Consider the following 19,348-nt stretch of genomic DNA (forward strand, 5'->3'; position numbering starts at 1 on the left):
CCCGACGAAAAAACGCCACGCATCGCGCGTGGCGTTTCTCATGGCGCTAGGGCGACGCGCTTACTTGCCTTCGGCGGCGAGCACCTGCGCGGCGGCGTTGATCACCGACGCGATGCGGCCGACGTCGCGCAGCTGCGTGACGGTCATGCCTTGTTCGTTCTTCAGCAGCGCGTAGTGTGACTTCACGCAGAAGTGGCACTTGCCGACGATCGATGCGGCGAGCGCATACATCTCGAACTTGCGCTTGTCGACGCCGCCGTGCGAAGCGTACGCGCCCATCCGCAATTCGGCGCGCTGGGTCTTCAGGTCCGCGTCGTCGGCCATTTCTACGTACGGATACCAGGCGTTGTTCATCCCCATCAGCGCCGCGGCGGTGAGCGCCGCGTTGGTTTCCTCGGGCGACAGCACGCCGGCCGAACGGATCGCGTTGACGAGCGTCGTGCTCTTCGCGGCGAACGCGGCGGCGAGCGCCACGCCGACCGAGTCGGCGCCTTCGAGTGACGAACGGGAAATCGTGCCGTCGAGGTTCAGGCGGATGTCCTTCGCGTAGTCGGGGATAAGCGACTTAATCGAATCGATGAATTCCATTGATATCTCCTATGGGTGGGCCGTTAAAAAAGCCCGCGGGCGTCACGTTCGCCGCGGGCTTCACGCATCGGGCGCTTACAGCGTTGCGCCGCCGACGGTGCGGTTGCACGGGCACAGTTCGTCCGTTTGCAGGCCGTCGAGGATACGCAGGATTTCGTCCGGGTTACGGCCGACGTTCAGGTTGTTGACCGAGACGTGCTGGATCGTGTTGTCCGGGTCGACGATGAAGGTCGCGCGCAGTGCAACGCCGGCTTCCTGGTCGCGCACGCCGAGCTGGTCGATCAGCTCGCCCTTGACGTCGCCGAACGCGTAGTGGTTCAGCTTGTCGAGGTCCTTGTGCTCACGGCGCCATGCGAGCTTCACGAATTCGTTGTCCGAGCTGCCGCCGAGCAGGATGGCGTCGCGCTCTTCGAATTGCTTCGTCAGCTTCGCGAATTCGACGATTTCGGTCGGGCACACGAACGTGAAATCCTTCGGGTAGAAGTAAATGATCTTCCACTTGCCCGGGAACGAGGCTTCGGTGATCGTTTCGAAGGCCGATTGACCGTTTTCTTCGTGGTGGTTGAAGCCCGGCTTCGCGGCCACAACGGTAAATGCTTCGAGTTTATCGCCGACGGTTTTCATGCGGATGCTCCTGTTATGAGGTAGGAAGAACTGCTGGGTCAAAGCTACTTCGTTGCTGCAACATTTCAATGACAGCGTCGGGACCCACTATAACTCTATTAAATAATTCTTTCAATAGATTTTAACTAACAAAGCCGATAGTCATTTTCAACCGCGTCGATAGCCCAGGCCGGGTGGGGCCGGGCGGTCGGTTGCGTCATGCGGTCGCACGGCCGCCGCGGCCGCTGGGGAATTCGAGCGTGACGTCGAGGCCGGCGTCCGGCGTGCGGTTGCGCAGCCGCAGCGTGCCGCGATAGCGGCCGACGAGCCGCAGCACGATCGCCATGCCGAGCCCGGTGCCGTCCGCCTTGCTGCGCGAGGTGTCGACGCGATAGAAGGGCCGCATCACGAGCGCCAGCTGGTCCTCGGGAATGCCGGGGCCCTCGTCGCGCACCGCGAGTTCGACCCGCGCGTGCGTTACGCGGGTTTCGAGCGTGATGTGCGCGATGCCGTCCGCGCGGCTCTGGCCGTACTTGCGCGCGTTCTCGACGAGGTTGCCGAGCACGCGGCGCATGTCGGTCTCGTCCGCCTCGATCACGGCGGCGGGCGCGAGATGAGTGGTGATGCGCACGCCGTCCTCGTTCGCGAGCCGCGCGGCGACCTCGTAGGCGATCAGCGACAGGTCGACGGGTTCCGGCGTGCGTTGCGCGGGGCGCGCGTAATCGATGAAGGCCGCGATGATCCGGTCCATCTGCTCGATGTCGTCGACCATCGCGTCCTTGGTCGCCTGGTCGGACGGACTCATTTCGGTTTCGAGCCGCAGGCGCGCGAGCGGCGTGCGCAGATCGTGCGAGATGCCGGCCAGCATCAGCGCGCGATCGGCTTCCAGCTGTTCGAGATCGCGCACCATCTGGTTGAAGCTGCGGTTGGTCTCGGCCGCGACCCCCATCCCGCGCTCGGGCAGCGCCTCCGGGATCTGCCCCGAGCCGAGCTTGCGCGCGGCGCTCGCGAGCCGGGCGAACGGCTGGTTCACGATGCTCGTGATGAACGCCGCGCCGAACAGCGACAGCGCGAGCGCGAACAGGCCCCAGCCCGCCCATTGCAGGCCGGTGACGGTATCGAGCTGATCGCGGTCGAGCGCGACCCAATAATCGTCATCGTCGATCTTGAAGCTGATCCACACGCCGGGGATGTCGTTGACCGATTGCGCGATCACGGTATCGTCGCCGAGGCGGCTGCGGATGTCGTGCTCGATCAGGCGGTTCAGCGATTCGTCGGGCTGCAGCTTGAACTTGTCGGTTTTTTCGCGCGGATAGACGCGCACCCCTTCGTTGCTCTCCAGGTCCTGCAGGAGCGCGCGGCGCAGATCGGGATCGGAGTAGAGCAGCGCGGTGCGCGTGAGCTTGACGACCGCGACGAGCTGCAGCGCGACGCGCTGCGCGCGCGGTTCGCGCTCGATCACGCGGAAGCTCTGGAACCACGCGGCGAGGCTGACCGCGATCAGCAGCGCGATCAGGAAGAAGGTGCGCCAGAACAGCCCGCCGAACACGAGCGTCAGAAGGCGCCGGACAATACGCATGGGTCGGGCGGGCGAACAGGGCGGGCGTATGCGCGGATCAGGCCGCGCCGTCGGGGATGAACACGTAGCCGAGGCCCCACACCGTCTGGATGAAGCGCGGGCTGCCCGGATCCGGCTCGATGAGCTTGCGCAGACGCGAGATCTGCACGTCGAGGCTGCGGTCGAACACTTCGTATTCGCGGCCGCGCGCCAGCTCCATCAGCTTCTCGCGCGACAGCGGCTGGCGCGGATGACGCGCGAACACCTTCAGCACCGAGAACTCGCCCGTGGTCAGCGGAATCTCCTGACCCGATTTGGTCAGCGTGCGCGTGGCGAGGTTCAGCGAGAACTCGCCGAACTCGAACACCTCGGTGGTTTCCGACGGCGCGCCCGGCAGTTCGGCGGGCGCCTGGCGGCGCAGCACCGCATGGATGCGCGCGACCAGCTCGCGCGGATTGAAAGGTTTCGGCAGGTAATCGTCAGCGCCCATCTCGAGGCCGACGATGCGATCGACGTCCTCGCCCTTCGCGGTGAGCATGATGATCGGCGTGCGGTCGTTGCTGCCGCGCAGGCGGCGGCAGATCGACAGGCCATCCTCGCCCGGCAGCATGAGGTCGAGTACGAGCAGGTCGAAGCGTTCACGCACCCAGAGCTTGTTCATCGCCGTCGCGTTCTCGGCGACATAGACGTTGAAACCCTGCTCGCCGAGATAGCGGCGCAGCAGGTCACGCAGACGCGGATCGTCGTCGACGACCAGAATTTTCGAGGGGTTTTTTGTTTCCATGAGCGGCATCTTATCGCGATTAGGAAAAAGCGCGCGGCTGCGATTTTTCAGGGGTTACAGTCAGTTACAAAATTTACCCGTGCAACGATGCGGAGTAAAGACAGTCGGCACAGACTCCTTTACTCCTACTGGAGATTCAGTAGATACTCCCCCACTCAACTTTTCCATTATCTGCACACCCGATTTCCGCCGGGTTTCTCCAAGTGCCAGAGGTAAGCCGGTTGCCGCGTGACGAAGGGAACAAAACGACGAAGGAAGCGAGAACAGTGATGCGGTCGACGAAGATTGCATTCGTGCTGACGCTCGTGTTCACCGGCGTCTTCGCCTCGAACCTCGCTTGTGCACAGCGGCAGGAGCGCGGCGCGCAATCTTACAAGGCGCCGCGTGGAAAAGGCGCGCCGCCGCATCAGTTGCAGGCGGACCGCGGCGGCGACGGCGCGCGTTCCGCCGTGCCGCCCGATCTCGAGCAGCGCCGTCGCGACGGCCACATGACCCCCGAGGAGCGGCACTTGCTGCGCCAGCACATCGAAGACGCCGTGCGCGAGTTGTACAAGCGCTGATTGCCGTCGCGCAGGAAAGAAGCGGTTGCAACTTCCCCGTCAACTGCGCGCATGCGCGTCGCGTTGAATCGCCAGGACGAAGCGTCGCTTCGACCGCTTTCCGGGGGCGCTCCACGATGAGTCATTCGAATTCCACCGCACGCGTCGCGACGCATCCGGGCGATGCGCGCGCCGACGCCGTCGATGCCGACGACGTGCGCCATCTGCTGAATCGCACCGGCTTTTCGCCGCCGTCCGTCGAGGTCGCGCGCTACGTGGGGTTGTCGCGCGCGCAGGCGGTGGCGACGCTGCTCGACGGCGCGCGCACCGAGGCCGTCACGCCGCCGCCCGGCTGGGCCGACGAACTGCCGCCGCCGCGCGCGCTGCGGCAGACGTGGACGCCCGAGCAGCAGCGCGCGGAACAGCAGACGCGCAACCAGCGCTACGAGGCGCTGCGCGCCGGATGGGTGCACGAGATGCTCGTCACGCCGTCGCCGCTGACCGAGCGCATGACGCTGTTCTGGCACAACCACTTTACCTCGGGACAGGACAAGGTTCCGTATCCTCAGATGATGGCGGCGCAGCACCGGCTGCTGCGCAGGCATGCGCTGGGACGTTTCGACACGTTGTTGCACGCGGTCGCGAAGGACCCGGCGATGCTTCAGTACCTCGACGGCGCGAACAACCGGAAGGGGCGGCCGAACGAGAACTTCGCGCGCGAGGTGATGGAACTGTTCACGCTCGGCGAAGGGCATTACACGCAGCGGGATGTGTCCGAAGCGGCGCGCGCGTATACCGGATGGAGCCTCGATCCCGACACGCTCCAATATGTTTGGCGTCCGAATCTTCACGACGACGGGATCAAGACCGTGCTCGGCGAGAGCGGCCCGTTCGACGGCGACCAGGTGCTCGACATCCTGCTCGCGCGACCGGAGACCGCGCGTTTCATCGGCGGCAAGCTGTGGCGCGAGTTCGTCTCGGACACGCCCGATCCCGTGCGGCTCGACGCGATCGCGGCGCGCTTCCGGCAAAGCGGCTACGACATCAAGGCGGCGCTGTCCGAGCTGCTGCTGTCGGACGCGTTCTGGGACGACGGCAATCGCGGCGTGCTGATCAAGTCGCCGGCCGAGTTCGTCGCGGGCACCGTACGCCTGTTCGACGTCAGCTACGGCGATCCCGCGCAGTTCGTGAACACCTTGCGCGCGCTCGGACAGAACTTGTTCTACCCGCCGAACGTCAAAGGCTGGCCCGGCGGCGTGAGCTGGATCAACAGCACGACCCTGCTCGCGCGCAAGCAGTTCGTCGAGCAGCTGTTCCGCGCAACCGAGGCGGCGCGGCGGCCCGCGATGCGCGCGTCGACCGGGAAACCGGCGGCGGTCGGGATGCATTTCGATCTCGACGGCTGGCTCGGCGCGTATCGCACCAAGCCGCAGACGCAGCCGGACGTCTCGACGGAACTGCAGCTGCAGCACGCGGTGCTGCCGCTCACCCCCGTCGCGGCGATCGAGGCCGGCTCGACGAGCAGCGCGTATCTGCAGGCGCTGCTGATGGATCCGGCCTACCAGTTGAAATGAACGCGCGCGGCCGGCGCGCGGGATCCGTGTATGGAAGGACAGCATCATGAATCGACGCGATTTTCTGGCCCTGACAGGGCTCGCGGGGGCGGCGGGCGCCTCGCTGTGGATGCCGGGCGCTTGGGCCGCAGGCGCGCCCGTGCGCGGCGGCGCACGTTATTCGAACGTGTTGATCCTCGTCGAGCTGAAGGGCGGCAACGACGGCCTCAATACCGTGATCCCGTATGCGGATCCGACCTACTACGCGATGCGCAGGAACATCGGCATCAAGCGCGAGCAGGTATTGCAGCTCGACGAACACAGTGCGCTGCATCCGTCGCTCGCGCCGTTGCTGCCGTTGTGGCAGCAACGACAGCTCGCGATCGTGCAGGGCGTCGGCTATCCACAGCCGAACCTGTCGCATTTCCGGTCGATCGAGATCTGGGACACCGCTTCGCGCTCCGATGAATACCTGCGCGAAGGCTGGCTCACGCGTGCGTTCGCGCAGGCGCCGATGCCGGCGGGTTTCGCCGCGGATGGCGTGGTGCTCGGCAGCGCCGAGATGGGGCCGCTCGCGAACGGCGCGCGCGCGATCGCGCTCGTCAATCCCGCGCAATTCATCCGCGCCGCACGGCTCGTCGAGCCCGTCGCGTTGCGCGAACAGAATCCCGCGCTCGCGCACATCATCGACGTCGAGAACGACATCGTGAAAGCGGCCGACAAGCTGCGGCCGCGCGACGGGATGATCGCGTTCAAGACCGCGTTTCCGGCGGGCGCGTTCGGCACCTCGGTGAAGACCGCGATGCAGGTGCTCGCCGCGTGCGATACGCCGCAGCACACGCCCGCGCCGGGGCAGGGCGTCGCGGTGTTGCGGCTCACCTTGAACGGCTTCGACACGCACCAGAACCAGCCCGGCCAGCAGGCCGCGCTGCTCAAGCAGCTTGCCGACGGACTGGTCGCGATGCGCGCCGCGCTGACCGAGCTGGGCCGCTGGAACGACACGCTCGTGATGACGTATGCGGAATTCGGCCGGCGGGTGCGCGAGAACCAGAGCAACGGCACCGATCACGGCACGGCCGCGCCGCATTTCGTGCTGGGCGGGCGGGTGAAGGGCGGGCTGTATGGCGCGCCGCCCGCGCTGGGGCAGCTCGACGGCAACGGCAACCTGCCGGTCGCGGTTGATTTCCGGCAGCTGTACGCGACCGTGCTGGGGCCGTGGTGGGGGCTCGACGCGACCGGTGTGCTTGGGCAGCGCTTCGAGCCGCTGCCGCTGCTGCGCGTGTGACGGAGCCGGTGGGGCGCGCGATGCGCGCGGGCGTCAGCGCTTGCGCGCGGCGCGCCACGCAACCCACAGCTTGCGGATCGGCGTGAGCGCGATGCGCTGGTGCAGGACCTGGAAGCCGTCGCGCGCGATTTCTTCGAGCAGCGTCTGCGCGAGCGCCGCCTGCGCGCGCAGCGTGCGTTGCGCGCGGCGTGCGTCGGCGGGGATCGCGGCGAGCGCGACGTCGAGCGCGGCGCGCGCGCGGTTCGCCTGATACTGCATCAGCTCGGTGAACGCGGGGCTGTAGCGGCGGTTGAGCAGATCGGCGGCGGTGACGGTATAGCGTTGCAGCTCGTCGATCGGCACGTAGATGCGGCCGTGGCGCGCATCGTTGCCGAGATCCTGGATCAGTTGCGCGAGCATCAGCGCGCGACCGAGGGCGGCGGCCCAGGCGTCCTGCGCCGCGTCGGCATGGCCGGCGCTGGCGCGCGCGACGAGCGTGGCGAAGCTGCCGCCGACCTGGTCGAGATAGCGCTGCAGGTTCGCGAAATCGAGGTAGCGGGCTTGCTCCAGATCCATCCGGAAGCCGGCGGCGAGCGCCTGCAGCAGCGGTGCGTCGGTCGCGATCGCGGGATGGTGCGCGGCCAGGGCCTTCGACACCGGATGCGACGGCTGGCCTTCCGCGAGCGCGGCGAGTTCCTTTTGCCACCAGGCCAGCTTCGTGTGGCCGATGGTCGGATCGCTCGTTTCCTTGACGGTTTCCTCCAGTTCGCGACGCAACGCGAACAGCGCGGTCAGGAGTGGCTGGCGGGCGTACGGCGCCTGGCGCAGCGCGTAGTAGGCGCTGGAGCCTGGGGGCGTGGCTTTCTGCTGGCAATAGTCGTCGAAATTCACGGGTCTGGAGCGAGTGGGGGCGAGGACGGCGGGGCGCGGCGGCGGGCGGGCCGGCCCGCCGCGCAGCGGACCGCGCGGCATTCTAGCATCGCGGCGGATTCGGGGCCGCCGGTAGAGACAAGCGCATGCGGATCGGTTAGAATCTCGCGCTCGCGCTTTTGGGCGGCTGTCCTGTCATGCAGGGCAAGCGGCCCTCGAAGCCCGCCGGCTGGCGGGTTTGACAGTGCCGAGGCGCGTGAGTGGCGAAATTGGTAGACGCACCAGGTTTAGGTCCTGACGCCCGCAAGGGTGTGCCGGTTCGAGTCCGGCCTCACGCACCATCATTCTGGCTAACACGGTTCCGAGTATTTGTCAATATCTCGCATCTGCCGTAAAACTTCCTAAATAAATCAGTGATTTAGCGCCGTTTGGCGCAGCTACGTGCTGCGTTATTTGTCGCTGCATTACACCTGCTGTAAACTTGGTTGCACACCAATTGCACACGGGTTTGCACATGGCCTCCATAGTTCCCTATAAGTCCGGCTGGCGGGCGTTCGTCCGCATCAACGGGAAGCGCAAGACCAAAACATTCGACCTAAAGCGCGACGCATCAGCCTGGGCCGCTGCTGAAGAAGCAGCCGCAGCGGATCTACAAGGGAAGCCGGAGGCAGAGCTACACACCCTCCGGGACATGCTGGAGCGGTACTCCAAGGAAGTCTCCACGACCAAGAAGGGCGCGCGCTCGGAGCAGCTTCGGATTACGGCGTTCCTCCGCAACTTTCCTACGCTGGGCGACAAGACGCTGGCGAGCATTCGTACCGCCGACCTAGCGGACTGGCGAGACCAAAGACTAGGCGGATTCAATGCCCCGGACGGTAAGCGGGTAGGCGCGGTTTCCGCTGCTGCTGTCCTGCGTGATCTGTCCTGGATGAGTAACGCCTTTACGGTTGCGCGGGATGAGTGGGGTTGGCTGGAACATAAACCGTTTGACGGTCTGCGCCCGCCGCCTGCTCCGCCGCCGCGCACCCGCCGAGTATTCCCCAAAGAGGTCAAGAAGATTTGCCGGAGGCTGTACCACGTCACCGGGAAAGCTCCGGAGACTAAGCAGCAAGAGGTTGCGCTCGCGTTTCTCGTAGGGCTGCGCTCCGGTATGCGTGCGGGAGAAATCCTGAGTCTCGGAAAGGGCAATCTAGACCTTACTCGGCGCGTCGCGACCGTGGAGCATAAAACGCAGCATCTCACGGGCCTGCCGCGTAGTGTCCCGCTTACAAGGCAAGCTGTCAGGCTGCTGCGTCCGGTCGCGGGCCGGGAGCGTTGTTTTTCAGTATCGTCCGGAGTGCTGGATACGCTGTTCCGGAAGGCAAGGGATCAATGCTTGATCGAGGATTTGCACTTTCACGACTCGCGAGCGGAGGCGCTAACCCGGCTGTCCCGCAAGGTGGACGTTATGACACTAGCGAAAATCAGCGGCCACAAGGATCTATCCATCCTACAAAACACGTACTACCGCGAGACCGCTGAGGACATCGCAGCCCGCATCTAGTTACTTCCCAGTGCGCGCAGCCTTCCACGCCCGGAGGGCTGATTTGTCCCTCCAGTCGCAAGCCTCCGTCACTGCCCGCTCGTCCAACAGCGCTTGGGCCAAGTCCGCCACGGTTTTTCCCGCCGGTCGCGTCGCATGAACGCAATCCTGCAAGTACGCGTCCGGAATCCCGCCAACACTCCCCGCAGCACACCCCGCCATTAGGGCCGCGATCAGGACGGCCGCACCTCCCTTAATTCCCCGCATTCGAATTCCCGTAGATCGCATCCCAGACGGCATCAGGGACGATCGTTTCCGCAGCCGTAGGGTTCACCCGGATCGCTGCTGCCAGCCGGTCTGAAGCCTCCTGCGCGCGTACCGCTGCCTTCTTCTCTGCTACCTTCTGAGCGTCCAGCGCGCGGGAGTATCCGTCCCGTTCCCGAGTGACTTCTGCCACCTTACCCTGTAGTTCGGTTGCCCGGCCGTGTTCGTGCTTTGCGTACAGGCCCGCCCCGGCCGCGACAATCGCCGCGACCAGGACTAGAATCTGGTCGATCCCGCGCATCAATCGTCCTGCTTCGGCGTCGGTTGGTCGCCTAGCTTGCGCCACAGTGACCAATCCTTGTTGATCAAGCCACGCTTGAGCGCAACCGCAGTGCGTGCGACACGAGGTAGCGCGCCCCAGATATAGCAGACGGAAAGCACGATTGACGCGAACGCCGCGTAACTGCTCAAAGGAAGGCCGGCGAGACTGTAAAGAGCCGTACCGGCTGCGGCACTTACCTTTGCTGTTGATGCGACGGCACTATCGGCCGCCTCTTGGAAAATTCCCATCTTCTCCTTGATTAGATTAAGCCCGTCCCGTCGATGACGAGGAAGTGCAAGTGGTACGTCTCATTGAACCCGCTCCAGTTCGGCGGGGTTGGTGCCCAGTCTTGCTGATACCAGCTAACGGTATCCCCGGCCGTTCGAAATAGAGTGATGCTTGGGCGGAATGTGCCGTCCCCCGAGATAAGGCTATGACAAGGGAATGGGCAAGACACAAGGACGGGGCGGCCGTAGGATCGGGATTCAGGCGGTGGGTGGGGGTGCCCCACCGTGTTCCAACCGTATCCCGTCATGTATTGGATATGTACAGCGTCTAGCACTCTGTAGAAGGGTCTACCCGTGTCTGCGATGAGTGCGCCCGTCTCGGAAAATACTTGCAGACCGAAATTTCCGCCTGCGGGTGGCGTCGTGTCGAACACGAAGAAACGCACGGTGGTCTGCTGCCACGTCACAATGCGGACGGTGTGTAGGTTGCCATCAGCCTGATCGTCCCAAATCGTTCCACCAATGCCGCCGTCAGTCGTAAATCCGTATAGCGGAGTCCGTGCAGCGAAAGTGAACGTCGCAACCCAGAATGTCCCATCGAATCCCTTGTTCGCATTGTTGTACGCGATACGAAGCCCTGTACTCTGGGCAACTGCCGCGAACGACTGGACGCACTGGAAATTCGGAGTTGTCCCGTCGATTTGGTATAGCCCGGTATCGGTGAATGCCTGGAAACCTACCGCCAATCAGTACACCCCATAGATGAGAGTTCCAGGCATGGGTCGCCGATAGTTGTCGTCGTGATACGAGTAGCTCCAGCTAATCCCGTTTGCGTCAACCTGGACAATAGGTACGGGCGAGTTCTGTATAACGTGCTGGAACAACCATCGCGGGATGAAAGCCCAGAATGGCGTGCCTCCCGTTAGGTCGGCACGCCTCGATCCACTGTTACCCGACTCGTCTAGCATGACGACACCCGCCACCCGCCCGGCGCGGCTGGACGCATCAAGTAGCGTCCTGCCCTGTGCGTCAAAAATTTGAAGTCCTACTGACATTAGTAGAAGCCCAACCTGTACCGCAGTGTGCCGTTTGCATCGAAGCCGCGCAGGCCGTTACTGTCAATGTTCAATCGATTTCCTTGTCCGTCCGTGTTGTTGATTTCGAACCATCCGCTTTTGTCCAGCCTCCATCCCTGACGACCCGAAACGAAGTTGTCCGACTGGATATAGCTGCCGATCATGGCGTTTTTGATGAAGCCGTTCCCGATGAACGCCTCGTTGAGGAACACCTGCCCGCCCTGGATGACGAACGGGGAAGTTAGGGCACTGCCGTTCGGATCGAGTACGGCGAACCGACTGGCCGCGACGAGAACTTGAGATTCCATCACGCCACTGCTGTTGTCGATGCCAACCCCGATGCCCGCGACGTATGTGCGGCCATCTTTCGTTACTTGGGTCTTGATGTTGTACGACGCAGAAACACGGCCGTTAAGATCGGCGTAGGACTTCGCGACCGTCTGCACATTCGCAGCGTTCTCGTTCACTTGCGTCTGAACAGTAGTGATCTGCTGCGCTTGGGCGCTGTCCGCGTCGACGCGAGCTTGGGATTCAGTTCGGACGGCAGCAAGAAGGGAGGAGGTCGCGGAGTGCATCTGTGCTGTCGTCGTGTCAATCTTCTGTGACAGGGCCAAGTCGGCCTCTGCGCGCGCAGACTGCTCGGACCAAACGCCTGCGTACACCTCAACGCTGCCAGCATATTCGCCGTCGCTACCCGCCATCTCCGGCACAACGACCTGAGCCTCTACTTTGTCGATACGTCCGGCCAGTGCTTTGTCGCCGTCTAAGCGCGACTGCTGCTCGCTAGAAATGCGGGCGTCGTTTACTTCTACTTTTTGCTTGAGGTCAGGAATCGACTGGATCGGGGCGAGGAGATCCTTAGATAGTTCCGTAGTGCTGATCTTGCCGACGAGATAGCCCAGAATCAGGTCCGTGTCTGCTGTCGCTGCGCCCCGCACGCCAGGAGAGGCGATGTCTGGATACCAAGGCCCGATGTTTCCGGATGTGTCTACGAGGCGTGACCAGAAATAAAGCGCATGCCCTGCGGCAAGGTTGAGCAGGTTAGCGGAGCTTGTCGGATACCCGTATCGTGATAATTGGGTCGCGCGCTCGAAGCTCGGCGCATCGCTGTAAAAGACCTCCGTGTATGACGTGTCCCCCGCATTTGTGGGGAACGCCCACGACAACCGGATCGACAGCACCTGATCTGTCGAGGCGGTGAACGCAAGGGGCTTAGGGGGGCTTCCCGTCTTTCCCTGGAGAATGGTCTCTGTCGAGTACGCGTAAGGTGACACGATGTCGAGCGCATTTACTGCACGCACGCGTGCAATATAGCGGCCGGTGTAGATGTTGACGACATCAACAGACAAGCCGCCCGTGCGGCCAGCAGCGACCCATTCGCCGCTATCTTTTCGGAACTCCACGATATACGCCGTCGCGTTGGTCGCTGCGTTCCACGCTAACGTCATGTTCGTCCGCGCGATGCCCTGGTCGATTACTACGAATTGCGATAGACGTACATTGGTCGGCGCGGCTTGAGTCGTTAGGGGACGGTCGGTGATCGGGGATGGATCAATCGCCGCGCCGCTGTCAACTGCTGCGTATTTCCCAGGCTCGTGCTGCGTAGCCGAGATTTCAAAAGTGATGCCTTCTTTTTCGGAAACGCTCGTGACGCGAAAGAGCTGGGCTTGAACTTTGCTGCTTTCTGTCATCCACACGGCCCCCACGGCCGGCAGGGTAGGGAATGGTGTTGTTGTTTGGACCTTCCCCAGGCTGACCGCAGCAATCGTGCGTTTCTGGGCTAATCCTGTTGGCATGATTACCGTGAGGGTGTCGCCCGCTGCCATGTCGGGCGGAGCCTGATCCAATGAGACGGTAGATTGATCAGTAACACTGAGTAGGCGGCCGCCGATCCGCTTACGCGCGCGCGCCGGATCTGCAACGGCTATAACTTGTCCCGGTTGCGCAAGCGTCCCGTCCATCCCAACGGAAAACGTCACGGCGTTTGTTTCGTAGCGCGAGGTAAGTAGCGTCCATTGGCCGACCCGCTGCGCCTGTGCCCGACTGGTGCAGCCGAACGCGGTTATCTCTGCCTTGTTGATCCCATAGCGATTGATGCCATCTGCATCCTCTACGTACTCGACGGTCTGTTTGTAGCCGTTTGCGGGATCGTTGTACGTGACTAGCGATGTTGTGTAGCGGGCGCGCAGCGAGCTACCCACATACTTGAATTGTCCGTTGATGACGTTCGCTGCCGTGTAGACGTACACCGGGTCGGAGGGTATGTCTGCCGATGCGATTACGCTGCCGGCCGACCAATACGCGATTCCACGGAACACACTGGCAAGGTCTTGGATGACCTTGATTGCATCCGCGCGTGACGCGATGTAGCAATTGCAAGTGAATCGCGGCTCTTGGCCGCCTTTGCCATCCGAGACCAGCACATCGCAGTACCGGCCGATCTGATACAACGCGTACCGGTCAATCATGGTTGCATCAACGTAACGGCCCAGACCGTACCGCTTGTTCAGAACGAGGTCATAGAAAATCCAAGCGGGATTATCTGTCCATCCGAAGGAGAACGTTCCGTCCCATGTTCCCGTGTAGGCACGCGTCTTGGGGTTGTAGTTCGACGGGTACTTAACCAGGAGGCCCAATACGTCATAGGCCCGCGTTGGCACGCTGGAGAATTGTTCTGCGTCGATCTGGAGGGCGATTAGGGCGCTATACGGGTACGACAGCTTTGCGTCGATGACTTCGGCATAGCTAACTATGCTCGTTTTGTCTTGGACGTATTGGGTAGTCGCGTCTGGAGTGAGTCGAACAACGCGAACTGTGTACTGTGACGCCGCGCCGGCCAGTTCGATGCGGTGCGAGCGCGTGTACGTGGAACTCGCTTTCCCATCGAACGCGGTATCGATGACCGTGGAGAATGACCCGCCGTCCTTCGAAAGTTGAATCTGGTACACGACGCGGTTGCCGGAAATGTTGCCGGTGTTCGTGTCGGTCTTCGACAGGGCGCTGACGCTAAGGGTTATGCGCGCCGCGTTGATGTCCACATTCGTGAAAGTGTGCGACCACGATTGGGACGCCGTGAGTGCGACGCCTATACGCCCCCGGCTGCGGGTGTCGCCCGCGCACGACTGGTTGGCTATTTCGAGCTTGGCGCGCATGAGGAAGAATTCGAGGGTAGGAAACGCGACCGCGAAAAGGTCGATCTTGTATTTGAACTGAGCGGCCCGAACCATGAGCCGCGTAAGCTGGACGATGGCACGCTGGTCCCTGTTCGCATCACGGCGCAAGAGACCCTGAGCTTTAGCGAGAAGGCACATTTTTTCAAGCTGTTTGCGTCGATGAACGCGGCGCACGGCGGCGTGGCGACGCACATGGCAGAGCTTCTTGGCAAGCCGTTCGTTGTTGAGGTCTTCCACCGCAAGAGCAGGGACGGCGCACGCACCTATGCAAACCTTCGCGGCCCGAGTGGTTACAACGTCAAGGGCACCACGGTTCAGGACCCACTGACGGGTAAGTCTGTTCTTCTCGAAGTGTCGGCGGCGCTGACGGACGTAAAGGCGTTCATCTGGGACATTGCCGACATTGAGATGTGGAACTCGATTTATATTCCTGGGGAATGGGCAGAACGCAAGGACGAAAAAACCGGCGAAGTTACTAGCCCCGCACGATCGAAGAACGTGATCCAGGAAAAGATCATGTCCGCGAAGAACTGGAAGGCGCATCCGCTCGCTGCCGTTGTCGCTGCCGGCGGCCAGGAGCCGGACCTCCCGGACCCGGAGACGCCGAAACGCGAAACCCCGGAGAACGAAGCAGCAGCCGACCCGCTGGCGTCGATTGGTTGAGTTTCCAGGCTTATCCCGACCGTGGAACTGGACGCACTTCCCGCATGTTAATGCGGGCGGTGTGCCAGCTTGCTAACGGTAAGCGCGTGTTTGTCGTTTGCGGCCACTCCGCAGAGCGTGACTACATGCGGCGCATTCTGCGAGATATGGATTTGGAGGGTGATCGAGTGCGGTTCGTCACTCTCCACGATTTATGGCCGTTGCGCGGGCTGCGAGAGGATGCCGCTGTGTTCGTAGACCATCATGCGCAGGAGACCGCGACTGTCAAGCAGTGGTACGAGTTCTGTGCGACGGTTCGGTCGAGCGTAGTGCATGAATGATGCCCTGCGCGCAAAGATAGCGCGTGCAGCGGCGGAATGTCCTCAAGCTGGGGCGGGGATGTTCCCGCCCGTCGAGCCGGGGCGTGCCCTTCACCTGGACGGGGACTATCTAGCCTACTTCGCGGCGGGCGGCGACGACACACAGCCGGGAATGGCGCGGCGTAACGCGTTCGACCGCATCGAGACAACGCGACTGCGTACCGGATCGGAATCGGTAGTCGTTCACCTGTCGGCGAGTGGCTGCACGAAAGCACACCGGTTCCACATTGCAACAGTGAAGCCGTATCAAGGGCAACGCCATAAACGCAAGCCGCGCAACTGGCAGTTCCTTCGGGAAGTCCTTGAGCATTACGAGGGGCCGAACTTCCGCCCGAAAGTCTGGGTAACGCGGGAGGCGGATGACGGGATGGCCCATTGTTCGCACCTGTCAGACATCGCCATTTCGACACGCGATAAGGACATGCGGATGCTTCCGGGTCTGCACATCAACTGGATGTCCTGGGAGCTAACGACCGTCCCGCGTGGCGCGTTCGACGTGATCGGCACGGATGGATTGCAGTACGGCCTTAAGTGGTTCTACCTGCAAATGCTCCAGGGCGACACGGCCGACAACATCCCCGGATTGCCCTTGCTTTTCGGCCAGCAGTGCGGAGAAGCGCGCGCCGTCAAATACCTCGCGAGCGTCGCGAACAAAGAGGATGCATACGACCGCGTACAGACCGCCTACGCCGATCATTACGGCGTGACATGGACTGATGCCCTCGTAGAGCAAGCGGGCCTCCTATGGCTGCGCACGGATGCACAAGCCAGTATCGCGAATGTCGCGGAAGCCTTTCCCGACTGCCCCCACATCGAGCGCGCTCTAGAGCGTCTGGAAGCGCGCGTAAAACAGGAGTTGAATGAGCTACGAAGGTACGAGTGAAATTATTTTCGGCGACTGCCGAGAGGCTTTGAAGGTATTTTCTAAGCGAGGCGTGAAGGCGCAAATGTGCGTTACGAGTCCGCCGTATTTCGGGCTGCGGGATTATGGCGTGTCCAGCCAAATTGGCCTTGAGAACTCGCCTGCCGAGTACGTCGCAGAAATGGTTAGCGTGTTTCGGCATGTCCGGGACGTACTCTCGGACGATGGGACACTTTGGTTGAACATAGGCGATAGCTACGCAGCAAACAGGAGCTATCAAGTTCCGAGTACAAAAGGCGGTAGGAAACATGGCGAAAGTCAGGCAGCAGGGGGGCGCGGCAGCAAAGTACCGGAGGGAATGAAGGCAAAGGACTTGATGGGCATTCCGTGGATGCTGGCCTTTGCGCTTCGCGATGACGGATGGTATCTCCGCCAGGAGATCATTTGGCATAGTCCTAATTCGATGCCAGAGCGCGTTACAGATAGGTGTGTCGGTGCTCACGAACACATTTTTCTATTCTCCAAGAGATCAAAGTATTACTTTGACTTCGAGGCAATCCAAGAGACATCAGTGGGTGGCGGACGGAGGCGTAAGCGGGATGTGTGGGTAGTGAATTCGGCGGCATACAGGGGCGCGCACGGCGCGGTGTTCCCGCCTAAGTTGATTGAGCCGTGTGTGCTGGCTGGTAGCCGTCCTGGTGACGTGGTGTTAGACCCGTTTATGGGTAGCGGAACTACTGCTGAGGTTGCTTTGCGTACCGGCCGCGCCTACATTGGCTGCGAACTCAACGCCGAATACAAGACATTGATCGATGCGCGAGTCGCATCCGTATCTCAATTGTTCAAACGGGAGGCGGCATAACTTTCAAAAAATTGTCCAAGGGTGACGTGGCAGGCTACCGCGAGAAACTGCGGAAAGAACAGGGCAACCGATGCCCTATCACTGGTTGGCACCTTACCGACGACATCGTAGCCGACCACTGCCACAAATCCGGGATGATGCGCGCGGCGCTGCCTCGCTGGGTTAATGCCGTGCTGGGGCGCGTCGAGAACTGGGCCGGGCGCGTCGGTGGAGGTGTTCCGGTCCCGACGTTCTTGCGGAAGTGCGCCGACTACATCGAGCATTACGAGCTTTTCCCATCGTTCGTTTTCCATCCGCTGCACAAGACACCGGAGGAGAAGAAGGAAGCCGCAAAGAAGAAAGCGGCCAAGCGACGCGCAGCGAAGAAAGCGGAGGCCAGCAAGTGAAGAAGCCTCGCATCCTGTCCTTGGACATCGAAACGTCCCCGATTCTGGGTTACGTGTGGTCGCTCTGGAAACAAAATGTTGGCCTGAATCAGATTCACAGAGAATGGTGCATCTTGTCTTTCTGCGCGAAGTGGCTGGACGATCCTCGTGTGATCTATCACGACACCAGCGGGCAGCGGAACAAAGAGGACGACCGCCGCATCGTTCGGAAGCTGTGGAAACTGCTTGATCAAGCCGACATCGTTGTTGCACAGAACGGAGTCAAGTTCGATGTGCGCAAGATCAATGCGCGGTTCATCTTGCTCGGTATGCAGCCTCCGTCGCCGTTCCGCGTTGTCGATACGATGCTGGAGGCCCGGAAGCATTTCGGGTTCACGTCGAACAAGCTGGAATGGCTTACAGCGAAGCTGTGTAAGACGCACAAGAAAAAGAAGCACGCGAAGTTCCCCGGCTTCGAACTCTGGCGGGAATGCCTCAAAGGCAATCCGGAAGCGTGGGCCGAGATGCGTTCGTACAACACTGACGACGTGCTTAGTCTCGAAGAAATGTACCTCGTAATGCGTCCGTGGATTACGGGACACCCGAACGTTGGCAACTACGACAGTGCGGTAGGCGACGGGCCGAAGTGTGACCGATGCGGCAGCACGAATGTTCGTCGGAAGGGTCTCCGTTACACCCAAGTCGGTCAGTACCCGCGCTACCACTGCCAAGCATGCGGGGCGTGGAGCCGTGGTCGCCTAACGGTCAATTCGAAGCAGCACAAGGCGAACCTACTCGTTAGTTGATGCTGTCACAAGTCCAAACGTTCTACCAATACGGGCGTACCGCAGCGTCGGAGGGATTCGACGTTGCGGACGCTCCTTTTGATCGCGGTACAGCGGGGCGTGTCAAGTGGCTACGCGGATTTTATGCATATCTAGATGAAAGCACTTCTGATTCACGCAGCAGAGGAGGCGGCGGAGTTCACGCAAGCCGCGATGAAGAATGCCCGGAGTGATTGGGGCAGACGGAAATTGACAGACGAGGCCGCCGACTTGGCGGCTTTTCTTTTGGTGATGCAGGAGCGCGGCGCGATCGATCCGGAGCGGTTCGGGAAGCTCCTCGCGTCGAAGGCACGAAAGATGAGGAGGAAGTACTGCCGATGAGCGGCGATCAAACCTGTGGGCCAGAGCATGCCTCAACGAACGTATACGAGAACGATTTGAAGGACATTATTCTGAAGGCATTCGTAGCATCAGCGATGGTAGACCTACTGGGCATGGAGGACGATCCGGCGTCCCAGGATGTACAGGCGTTTATGACTACGCACCCGAAAGTGGAGAAGGAGATTACGGCGGCCCTGGAGGCTCCCGGCATGGAGGAGACCTTTAAAGAGTACGCACGCGATGCAGCCCGTACGGCGCTTGTCGCCCTGAAGGAACACGTAGGCGAGGCGGCTTGAACGTTCAAGCCTGCATCAACCAAGCGGCCTACAACGCGTTCTACGATCTGGCCGCATGCGCTCTTGAGACGCACAACCCGGAGCGCGCCGTGCAGCGGATTATTGAGGCACGGGACTATCTCCCACGGGCTGACGTGAGTCGGCTTGTGCAGGAGCTTGAAGCGGATTACTACGAGTTCGCATGAAAACTGTTGCGCGTTCGCGACGCGCCATACGACAACTTGTGTAGGAGAGAGCGTGACGCGGAAATGTGGAGAATGATGCGACGTGATCCCGAGTGAAGAAGAATGAAATTCTAGTGCACGCCACTGTTCCATATTTATTCACTGTCAAGTCACCCGGGATGAATTTTTCCTTTTGAGATTGCTTGGAGATTGCCTTGGGTGTGGCTTATCCTTGGTTCCCAAGCGGCGTACATACGTCGCGGGTAAA

At 61.6% G+C, this 19,348-nt stretch carries 21 protein-coding genes and 1 tRNA gene; 13 read left to right on the forward strand and 9 right to left on the reverse strand.

What is annotated here, in order from left to right:
* Positions 1 to 60: 60 nt before the first annotated feature.
* The 4 genes from Bsp3421_RS19740 to ompR form a co-directional block, all read right to left on the reverse strand.
* Complete coding sequence (locus Bsp3421_RS19740; RefSeq protein ID WP_274002589.1) at positions 61 to 588, reverse strand: carboxymuconolactone decarboxylase family protein; 528 nt, start codon at positions 586 to 588, stop codon at positions 61 to 63.
* Positions 589 to 663: 75 nt separating this feature from the next.
* Positions 664 to 1,212, reverse strand: coding sequence for a peroxiredoxin (locus Bsp3421_RS19745; protein ID WP_252985064.1), 549 nt, complete (start codon positions 1,210 to 1,212; stop codon positions 664 to 666).
* A 196-nt stretch (positions 1,213 to 1,408) separates the two neighbouring features.
* Positions 1,409 to 2,770 carry an ATP-binding protein gene (locus Bsp3421_RS19750; RefSeq protein WP_274002591.1) on the reverse strand — a complete coding sequence of 454 codons (1,362 nt, stop codon included), beginning with the start codon at positions 2,768 to 2,770 and terminating at the stop codon, positions 1,409 to 1,411.
* Positions 2,771 to 2,807: 37 nt separating this feature from the next.
* Positions 2,808 to 3,542 (reverse strand): osmolarity response regulator transcription factor OmpR, encoded by a 735-nt coding sequence (gene ompR / locus Bsp3421_RS19755; protein WP_004192636.1) that lies wholly within the window; start codon positions 3,540 to 3,542, stop codon positions 2,808 to 2,810.
* 260 nt (positions 3,543 to 3,802) lie between these two features.
* On the opposite strand from ompR, the gene Bsp3421_RS19760 reads away from it, so the two are divergent.
* From Bsp3421_RS19760 to Bsp3421_RS19770, 3 genes are all read left to right on the forward strand, one after another.
* Positions 3,803 to 4,093: a hypothetical protein gene (locus Bsp3421_RS19760; RefSeq protein WP_274002593.1), complete on the forward strand. Its 291-nt coding sequence runs from the start codon at positions 3,803 to 3,805 to the stop codon at positions 4,091 to 4,093.
* Between the two features lie 116 nt (positions 4,094 to 4,209).
* Positions 4,210 to 5,646, forward strand: coding sequence for a DUF1800 domain-containing protein (locus tag Bsp3421_RS19765; protein WP_274002595.1), 1,437 nt, complete (start codon positions 4,210 to 4,212; stop codon positions 5,644 to 5,646).
* Between the two features lie 46 nt (positions 5,647 to 5,692).
* Positions 5,693 to 6,910 (forward strand): DUF1501 domain-containing protein, encoded by a 1,218-nt coding sequence (locus Bsp3421_RS19770; RefSeq protein ID WP_274002597.1) that lies wholly within the window; start codon positions 5,693 to 5,695, stop codon positions 6,908 to 6,910.
* Between the two features lie 33 nt (positions 6,911 to 6,943).
* Here the strand turns inward: Bsp3421_RS19770 and hpnD are convergent, their stop codons facing one another.
* On the reverse strand, positions 6,944 to 7,780 hold the full coding sequence (gene hpnD / locus Bsp3421_RS19775) for a presqualene diphosphate synthase HpnD (protein WP_274002599.1): 837 nt from the start codon (positions 7,778 to 7,780) through the stop codon (positions 6,944 to 6,946).
* A gap of 233 nt (positions 7,781 to 8,013) precedes the next feature.
* Here hpnD and Bsp3421_RS19780 point away from each other — a divergent pair.
* Both Bsp3421_RS19780 and Bsp3421_RS19785 read left to right on the forward strand, forming a co-directional pair.
* A tRNA-Leu gene (locus Bsp3421_RS19780) sits at positions 8,014 to 8,100 on the forward strand.
* 173 nt (positions 8,101 to 8,273) lie between these two features.
* Entirely contained in the window at positions 8,274 to 9,302 is a 1,029-nt protein-coding gene (locus Bsp3421_RS19785; protein WP_274002600.1) for a tyrosine-type recombinase/integrase, read from the forward strand.
* Here Bsp3421_RS19785 and lysC read toward each other — a convergent pair whose 3' ends face one another.
* The 4 genes from lysC to Bsp3421_RS19800 all read right to left on the reverse strand — a co-directional run bounded on the left by lysC (position 9,303) and on the right by Bsp3421_RS19800 (position 14,580).
* Entirely contained in the window at positions 9,303 to 9,581 is a 279-nt protein-coding gene (gene lysC, locus Bsp3421_RS34460; protein WP_443111570.1) for an Rz1-like lysis system protein LysC, read from the reverse strand. It lies immediately after the preceding gene.
* On the reverse strand, positions 9,535 to 9,846 hold the full coding sequence (locus Bsp3421_RS19790) for a hypothetical protein (RefSeq protein WP_274002601.1): 312 nt from the start codon (positions 9,844 to 9,846) through the stop codon (positions 9,535 to 9,537). Before Bsp3421_RS19790 ends, lysC begins: the two co-directional genes overlap by 47 nt.
* Positions 9,846 to 10,115: a hypothetical protein gene (locus tag Bsp3421_RS19795; protein ID WP_274002602.1), complete on the reverse strand. Its 270-nt coding sequence runs from the start codon at positions 10,113 to 10,115 to the stop codon at positions 9,846 to 9,848. The genes Bsp3421_RS19790 and Bsp3421_RS19795 overlap by 1 nt, the downstream gene beginning before the upstream one ends.
* A gap of 1,033 nt (positions 10,116 to 11,148) precedes the next feature.
* Positions 11,149 to 14,580: a host specificity protein J gene (locus Bsp3421_RS19800; protein ID WP_274002603.1), complete on the reverse strand. Its 3,432-nt coding sequence runs from the start codon at positions 14,578 to 14,580 to the stop codon at positions 11,149 to 11,151.
* On the opposite strand from Bsp3421_RS19800, the gene Bsp3421_RS19805 reads away from it, so the two are divergent.
* The 8 genes from Bsp3421_RS19805 (at position 14,536) to Bsp3421_RS19840 (ending at position 19,101) form a co-directional block, all read left to right on the forward strand.
* Entirely contained in the window at positions 14,536 to 15,006 is a 471-nt protein-coding gene (locus Bsp3421_RS19805) for a hypothetical protein (protein ID WP_274002605.1), read from the forward strand. The genes Bsp3421_RS19800 and Bsp3421_RS19805 overlap by 45 nt on opposite strands.
* A gap of 312 nt (positions 15,007 to 15,318) precedes the next feature.
* On the forward strand, positions 15,319 to 16,248 hold the full coding sequence (locus Bsp3421_RS19810) for a phosphodiesterase (RefSeq protein ID WP_274002606.1): 930 nt from the start codon (positions 15,319 to 15,321) through the stop codon (positions 16,246 to 16,248).
* Positions 16,226 to 17,089, forward strand: coding sequence for a DNA-methyltransferase (locus Bsp3421_RS19815; RefSeq protein WP_274002607.1), 864 nt, complete (start codon positions 16,226 to 16,228; stop codon positions 17,087 to 17,089). Before Bsp3421_RS19810 ends, Bsp3421_RS19815 begins: the two co-directional genes overlap by 23 nt.
* A 26-nt stretch (positions 17,090 to 17,115) precedes the next feature.
* On the forward strand, positions 17,116 to 17,475 hold the full coding sequence (locus Bsp3421_RS19820) for an endonuclease domain-containing protein (RefSeq protein ID WP_274002609.1): 360 nt from the start codon (positions 17,116 to 17,118) through the stop codon (positions 17,473 to 17,475).
* Positions 17,472 to 18,260 carry a ribonuclease H-like domain-containing protein gene (locus tag Bsp3421_RS19825; RefSeq protein ID WP_274002611.1) on the forward strand — a complete coding sequence of 263 codons (789 nt, stop codon included), beginning with the start codon at positions 17,472 to 17,474 and terminating at the stop codon, positions 18,258 to 18,260. The genes Bsp3421_RS19820 and Bsp3421_RS19825 overlap by 4 nt, the downstream gene beginning before the upstream one ends.
* 135 nt (positions 18,261 to 18,395) lie before the next feature.
* Positions 18,396 to 18,620, forward strand: a complete 225-nt coding sequence (locus Bsp3421_RS19830) for a hypothetical protein (RefSeq protein WP_274002612.1) — start codon at positions 18,396 to 18,398, stop codon at positions 18,618 to 18,620.
* Positions 18,617 to 18,916, forward strand: a complete 300-nt coding sequence (locus Bsp3421_RS19835; RefSeq protein ID WP_274002614.1) for a hypothetical protein — start codon at positions 18,617 to 18,619, stop codon at positions 18,914 to 18,916. The genes Bsp3421_RS19830 and Bsp3421_RS19835 overlap by 4 nt, the downstream gene beginning before the upstream one ends.
* A complete protein-coding gene (locus Bsp3421_RS19840) occupies positions 18,913 to 19,101 on the forward strand; it encodes a hypothetical protein (protein WP_274002616.1) in 189 nt (62 codons plus the stop codon). The genes Bsp3421_RS19835 and Bsp3421_RS19840 overlap by 4 nt, the downstream gene beginning before the upstream one ends.
* Positions 19,102 to 19,348 lie beyond the last annotated feature (247 nt).

The organism is Burkholderia sp. FERM BP-3421 (assembly GCF_028657905.1).
GTDB lineage: Bacteria > Pseudomonadota > Gammaproteobacteria > Burkholderiales > Burkholderiaceae > Burkholderia.